Annotated in this window: 15 protein-coding genes; all 15 read left to right on the top strand. The window is 45.5% G+C overall.

Features of this window, described 5'->3' with window-relative positions; translation table 11 throughout:
• Positions 1-234 precede the first annotated feature (234 nt).
• A complete protein-coding gene (gene rimP, locus ACRRQV_RS04825; protein ID WP_432528248.1) occupies positions 235-735 on the top strand; it encodes a ribosome maturation factor RimP in 501 nt (166 codons plus the stop codon).
• 8 nt (positions 736-743) lie between these two features.
• Complete coding sequence (gene nusA / locus ACRRQV_RS04820; protein WP_432528246.1) at positions 744-1,871, top strand: transcription termination factor NusA; 1,128 nt, start codon at positions 744-746, stop codon at positions 1,869-1,871.
• A gap of 20 nt (positions 1,872-1,891) precedes the next feature.
• On the top strand, positions 1,892-2,170 hold the full coding sequence (gene rnpM, locus ACRRQV_RS04815) for an RNase P modulator RnpM (RefSeq protein ID WP_432528244.1): 279 nt from the start codon (positions 1,892-1,894) through the stop codon (positions 2,168-2,170).
• Positions 2,170-2,487, top strand: coding sequence for a YlxQ family RNA-binding protein (locus ACRRQV_RS04810; RefSeq protein WP_432528242.1), 318 nt, complete (start codon positions 2,170-2,172; stop codon positions 2,485-2,487). Before rnpM ends, ACRRQV_RS04810 begins: the two co-directional genes overlap by 1 nt.
• A gap of 4 nt (positions 2,488-2,491) precedes the next feature.
• Entirely contained in the window at positions 2,492-4,855 is a 2,364-nt protein-coding gene (infB, locus tag ACRRQV_RS04805; protein WP_432528240.1) for a translation initiation factor IF-2, read from the top strand.
• Positions 4,852-5,130 (top strand): DUF503 domain-containing protein, encoded by a 279-nt coding sequence (locus ACRRQV_RS04800; RefSeq protein ID WP_432528238.1) that lies wholly within the window; start codon positions 4,852-4,854, stop codon positions 5,128-5,130. The genes infB and ACRRQV_RS04800 overlap by 4 nt, the downstream gene beginning before the upstream one ends.
• Before the next feature lie 18 nt (positions 5,131-5,148).
• Positions 5,149-5,505, top strand: coding sequence for a 30S ribosome-binding factor RbfA (gene rbfA, locus ACRRQV_RS04795; protein ID WP_432528236.1), 357 nt, complete (start codon positions 5,149-5,151; stop codon positions 5,503-5,505).
• Positions 5,506-6,106: 601 nt separating this feature from the next.
• A complete protein-coding gene (gene truB / locus ACRRQV_RS04790) occupies positions 6,107-7,036 on the top strand; it encodes a tRNA pseudouridine(55) synthase TruB (RefSeq protein ID WP_432528234.1) in 930 nt (309 codons plus the stop codon).
• 1 nt (position 7,037) lies between these two features.
• Entirely contained in the window at positions 7,038-7,988 is a 951-nt protein-coding gene (locus tag ACRRQV_RS04785; RefSeq protein ID WP_432528232.1) for a bifunctional riboflavin kinase/FAD synthetase, read from the top strand.
• Positions 7,989-8,122: 134 nt separating this feature from the next.
• On the top strand, positions 8,123-8,392 hold the full coding sequence (rpsO, locus tag ACRRQV_RS04780; protein WP_432528230.1) for a 30S ribosomal protein S15: 270 nt from the start codon (positions 8,123-8,125) through the stop codon (positions 8,390-8,392).
• 335 nt (positions 8,393-8,727) lie between these two features.
• Positions 8,728-10,845, top strand: a complete 2,118-nt coding sequence (gene pnp / locus ACRRQV_RS04775; RefSeq protein WP_432528228.1) for a polyribonucleotide nucleotidyltransferase — start codon at positions 8,728-8,730, stop codon at positions 10,843-10,845.
• Between the two features lie 60 nt (positions 10,846-10,905).
• Positions 10,906-12,132, top strand: coding sequence for a M16 family metallopeptidase (locus ACRRQV_RS04770; RefSeq protein ID WP_432528226.1), 1,227 nt, complete (start codon positions 10,906-10,908; stop codon positions 12,130-12,132).
• A gap of 94 nt (positions 12,133-12,226) precedes the next feature.
• Positions 12,227-13,261, top strand: coding sequence for an aspartate-semialdehyde dehydrogenase (locus ACRRQV_RS04765; RefSeq protein WP_432528224.1), 1,035 nt, complete (start codon positions 12,227-12,229; stop codon positions 13,259-13,261).
• Positions 13,262-13,401: 140 nt separating this feature from the next.
• On the top strand, positions 13,402-15,069 hold the full coding sequence (locus tag ACRRQV_RS04760; protein WP_432528222.1) for a ribonuclease J: 1,668 nt from the start codon (positions 13,402-13,404) through the stop codon (positions 15,067-15,069).
• An 82-nt stretch (positions 15,070-15,151) separates the two neighbouring features.
• Positions 15,152-17,497 carry a DNA translocase FtsK gene (locus ACRRQV_RS04755; protein WP_432528220.1) on the top strand — a complete coding sequence of 782 codons (2,346 nt, stop codon included), beginning with the start codon at positions 15,152-15,154 and terminating at the stop codon, positions 17,495-17,497.
• Positions 17,498-17,538: the final 41 nt, after the last annotated feature.

Raw genomic sequence — 17,538 nt, 5'->3', positions numbered from 1 at the left:
GCTTATGGTATTATAGTAGTAACATTTATTGATAGCTCTGTCGCAGAAGAGTGGGATTTCCCGCTCTTTTCTGTTGTTATGGCATAAAGTGAAACTATCACTCAGTGGAAGTTTTTCTCATTTCCGACTAAGTGGCAGTAAAACCAATCGGGCTTATACGGCTAGTTGATCTCTCACCGATGAAAGTGAGAAGGACTGCCCGTTGAAGCGGGACAAAATTGGCAGGAGGCATGTATGAGTAAAATTACTGAAACCGTTGAGCAAATTGCCCAACCCATCGTTGATGAACTGAATTTGGAACTAGTGGATGTTGAATTTCTTAAAGAAGGCCGCAATTGGTTTTTGCGGGTTTACGTTGACAACCCGGAAGCGCCAATCGACATTGACCAGTGTGCACTCGTCAGTGAAAAACTGAGTGAAGTGCTAGACAAAGAAGATCCGATTGAACAAAATTATTTTTTAGAAGTTTCTTCTCCCGGTGCAGAACGGCCATTGAAGAAAGACAAGGATTTCAAGAAAGCCCTCGGCCGCTTTATCTACATTAAAACGTATGAAGCGATTGAAGGTTCAAAAGAATTCGAAGGCTATTTATTGGCTTACAACGACGATGAAGTGGAAATTGAAATCAAAATCAAAACAAGAAGAAAAACAATTGTGGTTGAAAGAAAGAAAATTGCAGTCATCCGGCTAGCCATTGATTTTTCTGCAAAACCTGATTTGAGAACCTGGGAGTGAATAAAAAGATGAGCAGCGAACTATTAGATGCTTTTGATGCATTGGAAAAACAAAAAGGGATTTCACGGGATGTGTTGATTGAAGCGATTGAAGCAGCATTGGTGACCGCCTACAAACGTAATTTCAACCAAGCACAAAACGTGCGAGTGGATTTGAATTTGGGCACCGGAACGATGTTGGTTTATTCCCGTAAAGATGTTGTGGAAGAAGTGGAAGATGATCGCTTGCAGATTTCCCTGGAAGATGCACATGCCATCAACCCAGCTTATGAACTTGGCGATGTTGTGGAAGAAGAAGTAACGCCTCGCAACTTTGGCCGGATTGCTGCTCAAACAGCTAAGCAAGTGGTCACTCAGCGCGTGAGAGAAGCAGAGCGCGGATTAATTTTTGAAGAATTCGTCGACCGTGCAGATGATATTGTCAACGGCATCGTAGAACGCATGGATGCGCGCAATTTGTATGTGGGCTTAGGAAAAGTAGAAGCAGTTCTTCCGCAAACGGAACAAATGCCAAACGAATCTTACCAGCCGCATGACCGCATCAAAGTGTATATCACCAAAGTCGAACGGACAACACGCGGACCGCAAGTATTTGTTTCCCGCACACATCCAGGTTTGCTTCGCCGTTTGTTTGAAACAGAAGTGCCGGAAATTTATGATGGCATTGTTGAAATCAAATCAATCGCACGCGAAGCTGGCGACCGTTCGAAAATCTCTGTTGTTGCCCATCGCGACGATATTGATCCAGTCGGTTCATGCGTAGGAGCAAAAGGCGCCCGCGTCCAAACGATCGTCAACGAATTGAGCGGCGAGAAAATCGATATTGTTGAATGGTCAGAAGAACCGGTTGTTTTTGTAGCCAATGCACTTAGCCCGTCTAAAGTATTGGACGTTCAAGTGAATGAAGCAGATAAATCGACAACGGTTGTTGTGCCGGATTATCAATTGTCATTAGCTATTGGCAAACGCGGCCAAAATGCCCGCCTAGCTGCTAAATTGACCGGTTGGAAAATCGACATTAAGAGCGAAACAGACGCTCGGGAAATGGGGATTTATCCAAACCCGAACGCGAGCATCGAATTGGTCGAATCTAGTGAAGATCTGGACGATTTTGATTTTTACGAGGAAAAAGAATAACGAAGAAAAGGTGATGTCCGTTGGCTCTACAAAAGAAAATTCCACTTCGGAAGTGTGTAGCTACAGGCGAGATGCATCCTAAAAAAGAAATGATTCGTGTAGTTCGTTCGAAAGAAGGCGAAGTTTCTGTCGATTTGACCGGAAAAAAATCCGGACGTGGGGCATATGTCTCTAAGACAGAAGAAGCTATTGCGGCTGCACGCAAAAAGAAAGTGCTGGAAAATCAACTAGAAGTGAAAATTCCAGAAGAAATTTACGAAGAATTGACGCGCGTCGTTCTTAGAGAGCAGCTGAAATAATGGCCAAACAACAAATTCTTCAATTTTTAGGATTGGCTACTCGTGCACGTATGATGATTACCGGTGAGGAATTAGTGGTAAATGAAGTACGTAAAGGCAATGCAAAGCTGGTCATATTGGCAGAAGATGCTTCTGCGAATACTAACAAAAAAATACATGATAAATGCAATACGTATGGCGTCGCGGTGCATGAGTTTGGCACACGCTATGAACTTGGCCATGCGATCGGCAAAGAAGAACGAGTAGTAATTGCAATTACAGATGATGGATTCGCTAAGAAATTAACTAGCTTATTCGACGAAACTAACCGGGGGTGAGCGGATGACCAATATTCGAGTACATGAATACGCTAAAAAAGTAGATAAGCCAAGCAAGGAAATCATTCAACAGTTATCTAAACTAAATATTGAAGTGGCTAACCATATGGCAACATTGGAACCAACTGCAATATCGAAATTAGATAATATTTACAAATCAGGGGCTGCACAAGGCACACAAACGCAAAACCGCCAGCAGCACCAGGGACAAAACCCGCCATCACGTCCATCAGGGCAAGGGGCAAACCGTCCGTCGTCTGGCCAAGGCCAAAACCGTCCATCTGGCCAAGGGCAATCGCGTCCGTCTGGACAAGGTTCAAACCGTCCGGCAAGCCAAGGGCAATCACGTCCAGCAGGATCAGGACAGGGGTCTAGCCGTCCGGCAGGCCAAGGCCAAAACCGTCCGTCTCAAGGACAGAACCGTCCATCCGGCCAAGGCCAAAGCCGTCCAGCTGCAACAGGATCCAATTTCACGCCTAAAGCGGCAAAACCGACTGCAGGACCGGGCCAACGCAACAATAACCGTCCTGGCGGAAACCGTGGCGGTGGAAATCGCAGAAAACAGCAGACACCTGTAAACCCGTTGCCGCCTATGCCGAAAAGAGAAAAAGAACTGCCGGCTAAAATTACGTTCTCTGAGTCATTGACGGTAGCAGAACTGGCAAAAAAATTAGGCCGCGAGCCATCAGAAATCATCAAAAAATTATTCATGCTTGGCGTGATGGCGACCATCAACCAAGAGTTGGATAAAGATGCAATCGAATTGGTTTGTGCGGAATATGAAGTTGAAGTAGAAGAAGAAATTTTGGTCGATAAAACAGACTTGGAAGTTTACTTCGAGCCTGAAGACGAAAAACTTCAGCAAGAACGTCCACCGGTCGTTACAATCATGGGGCACGTCGACCATGGTAAAACGACGTTGCTTGATTCAATCCGAAACACGAAAGTGACTGCTGGCGAAGCTGGCGGGATCACACAGCATATCGGCGCTTACCAAGTAACTGAAGGCGATAAAAAAATTACATTTTTAGATACTCCAGGACATGCTGCGTTTACAACAATGCGTGCACGCGGAGCAAAAGTTACGGATCTTGCGATTATCGTAGTTGCAGCTGATGACGGCGTTATGCCGCAAACAGTCGAAGCAATCAACCATGCTAAAGCGGCTGAAGTTCCGATTATTATTGCTGTCAACAAAATGGATAAGCCAAGTGCAAATCCGGACCGCGTTATGCAAGAATTGACTGAGCATGGATTGGTGCCTGAAGCATGGGGCGGCGACACGATTTTCGTTCCGATTTCAGCATTAAAAGGCGAAGGCATTGATTCGCTTCTAGAAATGATTTTACTAGTTTCAGAAGTAGGAGAACTAAAAGCAAATCCTGCGAGACGAGCAATCGGTACCGTTATTGAGGCGGAACTTGATAAAGGCCGTGGGTCTGTTGCGACTTTGCTTGTACAAGACGGAACGTTGAATGTTGGGGATCCGATCGTAGTCGGAAACACATTCGGCCGTGTCCGCGCAATGGTGAGCGACATTGGGCGCCGCGTGAAGGACGCTGGCCCATCAATGCCGGTTGAAATTACCGGATTGAACGATGTGCCGCAAGCAGGCGACCGCTTTGTGGTGTTCGAAGACGAGAAAACAGCCCGTCAAGTGGGTGAAACTCGTGCATCTTCTGCGCTTCAAGTTCAGCGTTCAGAAAAAACTCGTGTAACTCTTGATAATTTGTTTGATCAAATGAAACAAGGGGAAATGAAAGAATTGAACTTGATCGTGAAAGCAGACGTTCAAGGTTCGGTTGAAGCTATGGCTGCATCATTGATGAAAATCGATGTAGAAGGCGTTAACGTGAAAATCATTCATACTGGCGCTGGTGCCATTACTGAATCCGACATCGCGCTTGCTGCTGCTTCTAATGCCATCGTAATCGGATTTAACGTCCGTCCTGATGTCAACGCGAAACGCGCTGCTGAAGCAGAAGGCGTCGATATTCGTTTGCATCGCATCATTTACAAAGTCATCGAAGAAATCGAATTTGCAATGAAAGGCTTGCTGGATCCTGAGTTCGAAGAGAAAATCATCGGCCAAGCAGAAGTCCGCAGCACATTCAAAGTATCGAAAGTCGGAACGATTGCCGGAAGTTATGTAACAGACGGCAAAATTACTCGCGACAGCGGAGTGCGTGTTATTCGTGAAGGCATTGTTGTTTTCGAAGGCGAAATCGATACCCTGAAACGTTTTAAAGATGACGCAAAAGAAGTCGCGCAAGGCTATGAGTGCGGGATTACCATTAAAAACTTCAACGACGTTAAAGAACTGGATGTTATTGAAGCGTACATTATGGAAGAAATCGAACGAAAATGATTTTATACATGGAATGCGAGTTCATGATTCCGACTGCACATTCCTTGAAAGAAAAACGGGCAGTATTGAAAAGCATGCTGACCCGTTCCAAACAAAAATTTAACGTTTCCGCAGCGGAAGTTGATCACCAAAATGTATGGCAGCGTACGCGCATCGCCTTTGTTACTGTTTCTTCATCAAAAGAAGTGGCCGACAAAGAAATGGAGCAAGTGCTCAACTACTTGGAAAGCAACCCCGATTGGGAATGTTTAACGTTTGAAAAAGAATATTTGTAAGAACGAGGTGAAGAAACAATGACCATGCGTTCAAATCGCGTAGGCGAACAAATGAAAAAAGAGCTTAGCGAAATTATCAGCCGCAAATTAAAAGACCCGAGAATCGGTTTCGTTACAGTCACCGATGTTGAAGTAACTGGAGATTTGCAGCAGGCAACTGTTTACATCAGTGTCTTAGGCGACGATAAAACAAAAGAGCAGACATTGCTTGGGCTTTCAAAATCCAAAGGCTTCATCCGTTCGGAAATCGGCCAGCGGATTCGTTTGCGCAAAACGCCGGAATTGTCGTTTGAATTTGATACATCCGTAGCATATGGCAATCGCATTGATTCCTTGTTGCGTGAAATCAAAGAAGAGCCAAAAGAAGAAGAATAAAAACGAAAGCCTGCTGTCTATGCTATTAGATGAGCAGGCTTCTTTTTTACATATATAAGTTGAACTTAAGAATCATCCTTTTATACACCGCTTCGGCCGCTTAGGTAAAAGCAAAGAATATTGTCTCTGCATCGCTGCGCTAGCTTCGAGACAGAAAAGGGCGCTGCTCCTGCGCAAGCTCGTCGCAAAAGAGATCCCCAAATCCTTTGGGTCCCTCTTTGGCTTTCGCAATAAGCCGAGAAGAACACTCGTCTTATCGCTTCGTCGGCATTCGTCGGCTTATGCCTGCCGCCCGTGGACGCGCCGAAGCTAGGAGATTTCTAACTAGCAGAAGAGACGACCGGCAGGATCACTCTATTAGTATTAGCAGGATAGAAGATATGGAGCAAAACCGCGGAGAAACCCGTACTGTTTCTGCATCGCTACGCTAGCTTCGAAACATGAAAGAGCGTTGCTCCTGCATCGCTTCGCTGCTTCGTCGCAAAGACATCGACCGAACTACCTTCGGCGCGAGCCCGCGGCAAGCGAAGCGGTTTTGCGGAATATCGACAAGTGGGAATCATTAGTTCAACTTACATAGAACAAAAGGGGCTGACAACAAATGGCGATCAACGGCATCCTGCCATTATGGAAAGAACGCGGCATGACTTCCCATGATTGCGTATTTAAATTAAGAAAAATATTGAAAACGAAAAAAGTGGGGCATACGGGTACGCTCGATCCGGCCGTAGATGGCGTGTTGCCAATTTGCATCGGCAACACGACGAAAGTGGCCGAATACATCACCGACCAAGGGAAAACGTATGAAGCGGAAGTAACAATCGGTTTTTCAACTGAAACCGAAGACGCTACCGGAAATCGGGTAGATACGGATGACAGCGAGAAGCGGGTAACAAAACCCCAATTGCTCGAAGTCTTTAAGCAGTTGACAGGAGAAATCACTCAAATCCCGCCGATGTATTCAGCTGTAAAAGTAAACGGCAAGAAATTGTACGAATACGCGCGCCAAGGCATTCCAGTCGAACGGCCAAAGCGGACGGTCCGAATCGATTCAATTGAGCTGCTCGATACCGAGGATGAGTGGAACGGCAAAGAGCTGCGCTTCAATATCCGAATCCGCTGCGGCAAAGGAACCTATATCCGGACGCTTGCCGTTCAAATCGGTGAAGCGCTCGGGTATCCGGCACATATGTCCAAGCTGACGCGGACGCAATCAGGGAAATTTAGAAGAGAAGATTGCGTAACACTTGCCGAAGTGGCGGAACTTGAGCAAAATGGAAATATCGGCTCCATTTTAAAGCCTTTAAGCTACGGCTTGAGCGTTTTTCCGTTTCATGAAATTGACGAAAAGGCACGGTTTGCGATTCAAAATGGGCAAGTTCTAAATCGCCATCCTCTTTTCGATGTTCATGAATTTGTAGTCTTTACCGTAAATGGCCAGCCATTGGCCCTATACAAAAGACATCCAGAAAAAGCGGACAAGATGAAGCCTGAAAAAATGTTCGGACAACCGACAATGGATGAGGTGTAGCATGAAAATTATACATTTGAGTTATCCAAACCATCTTTCACTAGAAGAAAATCTTGGGCCATTATCATTGGCACTTGGGTTTTTTGATGGAGTACATAAAGGGCATCAGCGTGTCATCGGAGAAGCGATTGCGAAAGCGGATGAACAAGGAATCAAATCGGCTGTCATGACGTTTGATCCCCATCCTTCGCTCGTGCTTGGGGGAAGAAAAGAAGAAGTTTTCTATATCACCCCGCTCCAACAAAAAATGGAGATTTTAAATAAATTAGGCGTTGATGTCTGCTTTATCGTGCGCTTTACTTCAGAATTCGCCGGGTTGACGCCTGAACAGTTTATCCAGTATTTCATCGAAAATTTGAATGTTGTCCATGTGACCGCCGGGTTTGATTTTTCGTTTGGGAGCAGAGGCAAAGGCAATATGGAAACGATGGCAAAGTGCGGCCAGGGCATTTTTGGCGTGACCACCATTGATAAGCAGACAGATGCTGAAGAAAAAATCAGTTCCACGCGCATTCGCCAGCTGTTAAAAGACGGCGACGTGGGCCAAGTATGCCGCCTCTTAGGCCGGCCTTTCCAAGTGGTCGGCACCGTCGTCAATGGCGACAAGCGAGGGCGCACCATCGGTTTTCCAACGGCGAATATCGAGCCTGAGCTGGGCACGTTCATCCCAGGGCGCGGCGTCTATGCCGTCCGCATCTGGGTGCAAGGCGAGCTTTACGACGGCGTTTGCAACATTGGCTACAAGCCGACGTTCAACAATCCGGATGTGAAAAAATTGTCCATTGAAGTGTTTATTGTGGATTTCAATAAAACCATTTACGGAGAAGAAGTGGTTGTGGAATGGCACCAGCGCATTCGAGATGAGCAGAAGTTTTCGGGAATCGATGAATTGAAAACGCAAATTGAGAAAGACAAGCAAACGGCCATTGCGTTTTTCAAAAACTTAAACTAAGCCATGCGGTTGATTTTGAAAAAGCTGTATGCTATGATTTAAACGTACTAAAAGTACGAACCGTTGCTTGGCAATACGAATCACCAACGTTTGCTCGGTAATTGGGGATATTAGAAATTAGGAGGTGGAACAGTATGGCAATCACTCAAGAACGTAAAAATGAATTGATCAATGAATACAAAGTGCATGAAACAGATACTGGATCTGCAGATATTCAAATCGCCATTCTTACAGAAGACATCAACAACTTGAATGAGCACTTACGTACTCATAAAAAAGATCATCACTCACGTCGTGGTCTATTTAAAATGGTTGGTCGTCGCCGTAACTTGCTTAAATACTTGCGTGAAAACGAAGTACAACGTTACCGCGAATTAATCGCAAAACTTGGCTTGCGCCGATAATAGCAATTAGTAAAAGCGGGACTTGTCCCGCTTTTTCTTTATGCAAAAAAAATTCGCATTCAATCGCATGATGGATGCTTTTTTGATACACTACTAAAAGATACATAAAGAGAAACTTCATTCAGTGGGAGTTCATCTTTCATAGAATGTTAGTAGAGAAATATAGGCTAAAGGCGCCGCTTCCGGCGTCAGCGCCTATGTGACCGGCATCCTGTCGGCCTCAATCGGGTTTTTCTGGTCAGTAGATCTTTCGCTTTTAAAAGCGGGAGTCAGACTGTCCATTAAAACGGAATAAAAGCAGAATTTGATAGATCGTAAGAGAGAGGAGCTCGATTATGGAGCAAACGAAAAAAGTTTATACATTTGATTGGGCAGGCCGGGAACTACAGGTCGAAGTCGGTCAATTGGCAAAACAAGCAAACGGAGCAGCATTGATCCGTTACGGCGATACGGCAGTACTTTCTACTGCAACAGCTTCAAAAACCCCAAAACCGATCGATTTCTTCCCGCTAACTGTGAACTACGAAGAACGTCTTTATGCAGTCGGTAAAATTCCAGGCGGCTTTATTAAACGCGAAGGGCGTCCGTCAGAAAAAGCAACGCTGACAAGCCGTTTGATTGACCGTCCGATCCGTCCGTTGTTCCCAGACGGCTTCCGCAATGAAGTGCAAGTCATTTCAATGGTCATGTCAGTCGATCAGGACTGCCCGTCAGAAATGGCTGCAATGTTCGGTTCGTCACTCGCATTGATGATTTCCGATATTCCGTTTGGCGGCCCGATTGCTGGCGTTATCGTTGGGATGATTGATGGCGAATTCATCATCAATCCGACAAACGATCAACTGGAGAAAAGTTCAATGAACTTAACAGTTGCCGGAACAAAAGACGCAATCAATATGGTAGAAGCTGGAGCAAAAGAAGTTTCGGAAGAAGCCATTCTTGAAGCGATTATGTTCGGCCACGAAGAAATCAAACGCTTGATTGCATTCCAAGAACAAATTGCTGCTGAAGTCGGCAAAGAAAAATCGGAAATCCAGCTTTATGAATTGGATGCCGATTTGACTGCCAGCTTAAAAGAAGCAGTTGAAGCAGACTTGAATGCTGCGGTTCAAATCAATGAAAAACAAGCGCGCAATGAAGCAATTGATGAAGTGAAAAAACACGCAATGGCAGCATACGAAGAAGCAGAAGACGATGTGAAAAAACAGGCTGGCCAAATTCTTGATAAAATGGTCAAAGATGAAGTCCGCCGTTTGATTACCGATGAAAAAATTCGTCCGGATGGCCGCACACCTTCTGAAATTCGTCCGTTGTCATCAGAAATCGGCATTTTAAACCGTACACACGGTTCTGGTTTGTTCACGCGTGGACAAACGCAAGCAATGAGCATTTGTACATTGGGGGCACTCGGAGACGTTCAAATCATCGATGGCTTAGGCATCGAAGATACAAAACGCTTTATGCACCATTACAACTTCCCACTATTCTCTGTAGGTGAAACTGGCTTCTTAAGAGGCCCAGGCCGCCGCGAGATCGGACACGGAGCATTGGGTGAACGTGCGCTTGAAGCCGTGATTCCAAACGAAAAAGATTTCCCATACACAATCCGCTTAGTGGCTGAAGTGTTAGAATCCAATGGTTCCACTTCACAAGCAAGTATTTGTGCATCAACCCTTGCAATGATGGATGCTGGTGTACCGCTTAAAGCACCAGTTGCTGGTATTGCAATGGGACTTGTTAAAAAAGGCGAAAACTATACCGTGCTTTCAGATATTCAAGGAATGGAAGACCATTTAGGCGATATGGACTTTAAAGTAGCCGGTACCGCTAAAGGCATCACGGCACTTCAAATGGACATTAAAATTGATGGCCTTTCCCGTGAAATTTTGGAAGAAGCGTTAACGCAAGCCCAAATCGGCCGCATCCATATTTTGGAATCAATGATGGCTACGATTTCTGAGCCGCGTACGGAATTGTCGCAATACGCGCCGAAAATCATCATGGTTAAGATCAACCCAGACAAAATCCGTGATGTAATCGGACCTGGAGGTAAAGTCATCAATAAAATCATTGATGAAACTGGCGTTAAGATTGATACGGAACAAGACGGTACAATCTTCATTTCTTCCGTTGACCAATCAATGAATGCAAAAGCAAAAGCGATGATTGAAAACATTGTCCGCGAAGCGAAAGTCGGCGAATATTACGAAGGCAAAGTAAAACGAATTGAGAAATTCGGTGCATTTGTTGAGTTGTTCCCTGGCAAAGACGGCCTTCTGCACATCTCGGAAATCCAAGAAGCACGGACGAAAGAAGTGGAAGACGTACTGAAGCTGGACGACGTTGTGAAAGTGAAAGTTGTTGAAATCGACCGCCAAGGCCGAGTAAACCTTTCTCGCAAAATCGTTTTAAAAGAAGAAAAAGAAGCAACAGAACAAGCAACTCAAGAATAAATACGAAAATCGAAATTGCCAGCATTTGTTGGCAATTTTTTCGTATAGGAGGACGTTTAATTGGTAAATACTCATATTTGTGGAAATGGGCTGCGCATCGTGTCTGAACAGATTCCCCATTTCCGCTCTGTGGCTGTCGGCGTTTTTGTGAAAGCAGGATCGCGGGACGAATCACCGGAAGAAAACGGCATCACGCATTTTATCGAACACATGCTGTTCAAAGGAACCGAAACGCGCAGCGCCAAACAAATTGCGCGCGAGTTTGACCGCATTGGCGGTGATATTAATGCATATACGTCAAAAGAATATACCTGCTATTACGCGAAAGTGCTTGATCATCATGCCGAGCACGCGGTTCGAGTCATTGCGGATATGTTTTTCCATTCCAAAATGGATCCAACTGAAATTGACCGGGAACGCCAAGTGGTGCTGGAAGAAATCAGCATGACCGAAGATATGCCCGATGACGATGTTCATGAGCAGCTTTGGAAAGTGATGTATCCAAAGCATTCCATTGGTGCGCCAATTCTCGGGACAGCGGATACGCTTCCGAGCTTTACGAAAGAAAAAATCATCGAATTCATGGACCGCTTTTATACACCAAAAAACACGGTCGTTTCAGTTGCCGGCAATATTACGCCGCAACTCATAAAATTGATTGAAGCGCTATTTGGATCTTTTCAAAGAGACGGGCAGGACAAGCTGTATTTGCCGCCTGATTTTTCTTCGGGCTATTCCTATAAAAACAAAGACACCGAACAAGGCCATCTTTGCTTAGGCTATCCGGGTCTTTCAATGAACGATTCGGAAATCTTCAGTTTTTCGGTATTGAACAATATACTCGGCGGTTCGATGTCTTCACGGCTTTTCCAGGAAATCCGGGAAGAACGCGGATTGGCGTATTCCATCTACTCGTACCATTCCGCCTATTCCGATCACGGGACGCTCGCCATCTATGGCGGAACCGCGGATGAGCAAATGCCGGAGTTGCAGGAAGTCATCGTCCAATCGCTCGCGAAACTGCGCGGCCAAGGATTGACTGCAGAAGAAGTAAACGATTCGAAAGAACAGCTGAAAGGCAATTTGATGCTTGGTTTGGAAAGCACCAGCTCCCGCATGAGCCGCAATGGCAAGCAAGAACTGATGCTTGGCAAACATCAGGACTACGATGAAATTCTTTCACTGATTGACAATGTCACCAAAGAACGGACAGAAGCCTTAATGGACCTGTTTGCAGGCACACCAGCTATATCCATCATCCGTTCGAAAGAAGCTTCCTCTTCATGAGGAGGCTTTTTTTGTTCATCTCTCCATCCTTCACTACTGCAGCAAACTGAATTGTGGTACAATTACGCCAATCATCATTGAAGGAGCGAAACGTGTGAAATCATATCATATAGCAATTATGGGAGCCACTGGAGCTGTAGGGCAGCAAATGAAAGACCAACTGGAGAAACGAAATTTCCCGGTAAAGACGATTGTGTTTTTGGCATCAAGCCGTTCTGCTGGCCAAGAAATAACATTCAAAGGCGAAACCTATATCGTACAAGAAGCCAAGCCGGAGTCGTTTGAAGGAATCGATATCGCGCTGTTTAGTGCCGGCGGCAGCATTTCAGAGAAATTCGCACCAGAAGCTGTCAAACGCGGAGCAGTCGTCATCGACAATACAAGCGCTTTCCGGATGGATAAAGAAGTGCCGCTTGTCGTGCCAGAAGTCAATAAGGAAGATATCCGTTTGCATAAAGGCATCATTGCCAACCCAAATTGCTCGACGATTCAAATGGTTTGCGCACTGCAGCCGTTAAAAGAACAGTTTGGCTTATCAAAAATCATTGTTTCAACTTATCAAGCCGTTTCGGGTGCTGGGATCCATGCCATCAACGAGCTGAAAAACCAAAGCGCTGATTTTGATGGCATTAAAGAAGCGGAAGCAACTGTGTTGCCGGTGAAATCAGCCGAACGCCATTACCCGATCGCTTTTAATGCCATTCCGCAGATCGATTCGTTCACTGACAACGGCTATACGCTGGAAGAAATGAAGATGATAAACGAAACCAAAAAAATCATGCACGACGATTCGTTGTCAGTTGCCGCAACATGCGTCCGCTTGCCCGTCGTCACCGGACACTCGGAATCGGTTTACGTAGAGCTTGAAGGCGTGCCGACGGTAGAAGAAGTGAGAAAATCGCTTGCCGCAGCGCCAGGCGTCGAATTAGTGGATGACCCGGCAAACCAAGTTTACCCGATGCCGCTACTCGCAGCAGGGCTTGATGAAGTATTCGTGGGAAGAGTCCGGGCTGACTTAGACAACCCAAGAGGATTCCACATGTGGGTGGTTTCCGATAATCTGGTAAAAGGCGCCGCCCTCAATTCAGTCCAAATCGCAGAAGCCTTAGTGGAAGAACAAATCGTCTAACAGCCTTGAAAACAGCTGAATAAATTGATGAAAATAAACCAGGGCTTAGCTCTGGTTTGTTTTTTCTTTGGACTGTTTCCGGTGATTCCCGTATAATAAAGTTTATGGATATGTACGGGTGAATTTTAGGAGGAAATAAATTGAGCAAAATTAAAAATGAAGTAATAAGAGTAATTCCATTAGGCGGCGTCAGTGAAATTGGCAAAGCCATGTATGTTATTGAAATTGATGAAGATTTGTTTGTAGTGGACAGCGGATTGATGTTCCCGGAAGACGAAATGTTCGGAGTCGATATTGTCATTCCGGATATGAGTTTCTTGGAAGAAAACAAAGACCGCGTCAAAGGGATCTTTTTAACACACGGCCATGAAGATGCGATCGGATCCATCGCTTATTTATTGAAAAAAATCCAAGCTCCTGTCTACGGGTCAAAATTGACATTAGCATTGGCGAAAGAGCATATCAAAGAACAAGGCTCTTTAAAGCATGTGAAATTCTTTGAAGTGACAAACAAAAGCCGCATGAACTTTGACAAAACGCATGTGACGTTTTTCCATACGACGCACAGCATTCCTGATGCGCTTGGCATCGTATTCCATACATCTGAAGGCGCAATCGTGCATACAGGGGAATTCAAATTCGACCAATCGGCAAAAGGCAGCTACAAGCCGGATATTGCCAAAATGGCGAAGCTTGGCGAAGACGGCGTCTTAATGTTGTTGTCTGATTCCACAGAAGCAGAACGCCCGGGACATACTACTTCCGAAATCGTTGTTGCCGATCATTTATTGACGGCTTTCCATGCAGCTCAAGGAAGAATTCTAGTTTCGCTTTATTCGTCGAACTTTATCCGTATTCAACAAGTTTTCGATATTGCAAAAGCAACCGGCAAAAAAGTAGCGGTTGTAGGAAAAAGCTTGGAAAGCAGCTATGAAGTCGGCTTGAACCTTGGCTATTTAACCGTAGATGAAGAAACCGTCATTTCCATTAAAGACCTTAGCCAATACCGCGACGAAGAAGTGGTCATCATTGTAACAGGCAATCAAGGCGAGCCGCTTGAAGCGCTGGACAAAATGGTCCGCAAACAGCACAAAGATGTGAAAATCAAAGAAACGGATACGGTGTTAATTACCTTTACACCATCTCCAGGCATGGAAGTTCCGATGTTCCAAACGATGAACAAACTTGCGAAAGCCGGCGCTGCGGTGTTGACTTCAAGCAAAAAAGTCCACGTTTCCGGACACGGCAGCCAAGAAGATTTGAAAATGATGTTGAATATGATGAAACCGAAATATTTCATCCCGATTCAAGGCGAATACAAAATGCTGATCGCCCATTCGAAATTGGCTCAGCAAGTCGGCATGTACAAGTCGGATATATTTATCGCAGACAAAGGCGACATTGTTGAATATAAAAATGGCAAAGTGCGCATGAGCGGCCGTGTAACGGCTGGAAATGTATTAATTGATGGAATTGGAATCGGCGACGTTGGAAATATTGTTCTCCGCGACCGCAAACTTCTGTCTCAAGACGGCATTTTCATTGTGGTTGTCACGTTGAACCGCAAAGAAAAGAAAATTGCATCCGGCCCTGAAATGATTTCGCGCGGATTTGTTTATGTTCGCGAATCCGAAGAGTTGATGGAAGAATCTTCTCAGCTTGTCCGCAAAATTGTAGAGAAGTACGTGGCGAAAGAAACATTTGAATGGAATAACATTAAGCAGGAAATTCGCGATGCGTTGAATTCTTACTTGTTCCAGCAAACGAAACGCCGTCCAATGATCATCCCGATTATTATGGAATATTAAGAGAGAAAAAAGTGAAAGGATTTCCAAACCGACGCAATCGGGGGAAATCCTTTTTCGATTATGTGGGAAGTGAGGGATAAATATGTCTCGGGTTGCAACAAAGAAAACAACAAAAGCAAAACCGAAAACAAAACCAAAAGCGAAAGCCAAAAAGAAGCAGCCGATGCCAGCCATTGGCTTTGAAGTGATCGGGCTGGTATTAATCGGTTTGTCCGCAGTTATGGGATTTCAGCTTGGAATGATCGGAAAAATGCTTTACAACATGGCTGAGATGACAGCCGGTTATTTGGCGTTTCTCATTCCGCTTGGCCTTTTAGCAACAGCTGTATACACCATGGTGAAACGAAAATGGCCAAAACCTCGGCTTAAGTTGGCAGCGGGTTCGTTCTTTTTAGCAATTGGCGCTCTTTTGGCATGCCATTTAATTTGGGCAGCCGGTTCGATTTTGCCAATAAGCAGTTCAAATGTTTGGGCTGAAACAGTTCGCGATACCACGGTGTCGGGAACGATTCTTGGCAATTACACAGCGAGCGGCGGCGGGCTGCTGGGCGCTTTCTTGTATAAGATTTTCCACGTCTTGTTTGCGACAGCAGGAACATGGATTTTGGCATTGATTTTCTTGTCGATCGGCGCCATTATTTTAACGGGCAAATCAGCCGCTCCCTTTATTGCGGAAAAGATTCCTAGCCTTAAGCCGCTTTTGAACGGCGCTTTGGACCGCTTCAAAGAGAGCCGGCCGAAAAGAATTTCCGCCCCGCGGAAAAAGCCGTTGCTTGAACAGCCGCTGGAAATTGATGAAGAACTCGATGATTACGACGACGATCCTTTGGTCGTGCCCATGCCTGTGCATGAAGAACCGATCATATCTGCTTTTACAGAAAATGTAAAACAGAAAAAGAACGAAATGCCGATCGAAGAACCGCCAGAAGAAATAATAACCGGTGAAGTTCCGCCAGCAGAAGACGGGGAAGTCATGTTGATGACGACGGCTGAAGAATTGGAAAATGAAGAGTATCAGCTGCCGCCAATCGATTTGCTGACTTTGCCGCCTCATAGCGACCAAAGCGGAGAATACGCAGGCATTCAAAAAAACGCAAAAAAATTAGAAAAGACGTTCCAAAGTTTTGGAGTCCGTGCAAAAGTGACGCAAGTGCATTTAGGTCCCGCGGTAACAAAATACGAAGTGCTTCCGGATACCGGAGTAAAAGTCAGTAAAATTGTCAGTTTGTCTGATGACTTGGCTTTGGCTCTTGCTGCACGCGATATTCGAATCGAAGCGCCGATTCCCGGGAAATCAGCGATCGGCATTGAAGTGCCGAATAAAGAAGTGGCGATTGTGTCATTGCGCGAAGTTCTGGAGTCGGATGAAAACGACAAACCCGATAAAAAACTGCTGTTTGCATTGGGAAGAGACGTATCTGGCCAAGCAGTGATGGCGGAATTGAACAAGATGCCGCATTTATTGGTTGCCGGATCTACCGGAAGCGGGAAAAGCGTCTGTATCAACGGCATCATTACGAGCATCATCATGCGGGCGAAACCGCATGAAGTGAAAATGATGATGATTGACCCGAAAATGGTGGAATTGAACGTTTACAACGGCATTCCGCATTTATTGGCGCCGGTCGTTACGGATCCGCGTAAAGCGGCTCAGGCGTTAAAGAAAATTGTTTCAGAAATGGAACGGCGCTATGAATTGTTTTCCCATACAGGAACGCGGAATATTGAAGGATACAACGATTATGTTCAAATCTTCAATGAAGAAAACGAAGACAAGCATCCGAAGCTGCCGTACATTGTCGTGATTGTCGATGAGTTGGCCGATTTGATGATGGTTGCTTCTAATGAAGTCGAAGACGCCATTACACGGATCGCGCAAATGGCACGTGCTGCAGGGATCCACTTGATCATCGCAACGCAGCGGCCGAGCGTGAACGTCATCACCGGCGTTATCAAAGCGAATATCCCGTCCAGAATTTCGTTTGCCGTGTCTTCTTCAATCGATTCTCGCACGATTCTGGATATGGGCGGAGCGGAAAAACTATTGGGCCGGGGAGATATGCTGTTCTTAGGGGCAGGGCAATCCAAACCGGTTCGTGTGCAAGGTGCGTTCTTGTCCGATTCCGAAGTCGAAAAAATCGTGGATTTCTGCATCGAGCAGCAAAAAGCGCAGTACCAGGAAGATATGATTCCAACCGAAGTGGAAGAAACAAGCATTGACGACGAAACGGATGAAATTTACGATGAAGCCGTCCAGCTCGTTTCGGAAATGCAGACAGCTTCGGTTTCGATGCTGCAGCGCCGTTTCCGCGTCGGCTACTCGCGTGCTGCCCGCATCATTGACCAAATGGAACAGCGCGGCGTAGTCGGCCCTTACGAAGGCAGCAAGCCTAGAACCGTCTTGGTGCCGAAGCAAGAAGATTATTAAAAGGGAATTTTTATAGCTATTGAGGGTTAATTAAGAACTTT

It is taken from the genome of Planococcus sp. YIM B11945 (genome assembly GCF_050864155.1).
GTDB lineage: Bacteria > Bacillota > Bacilli > Bacillales_A > Planococcaceae > Planococcus.
This window is presented reverse-complemented; position numbering and strand designations above follow the sequence as displayed.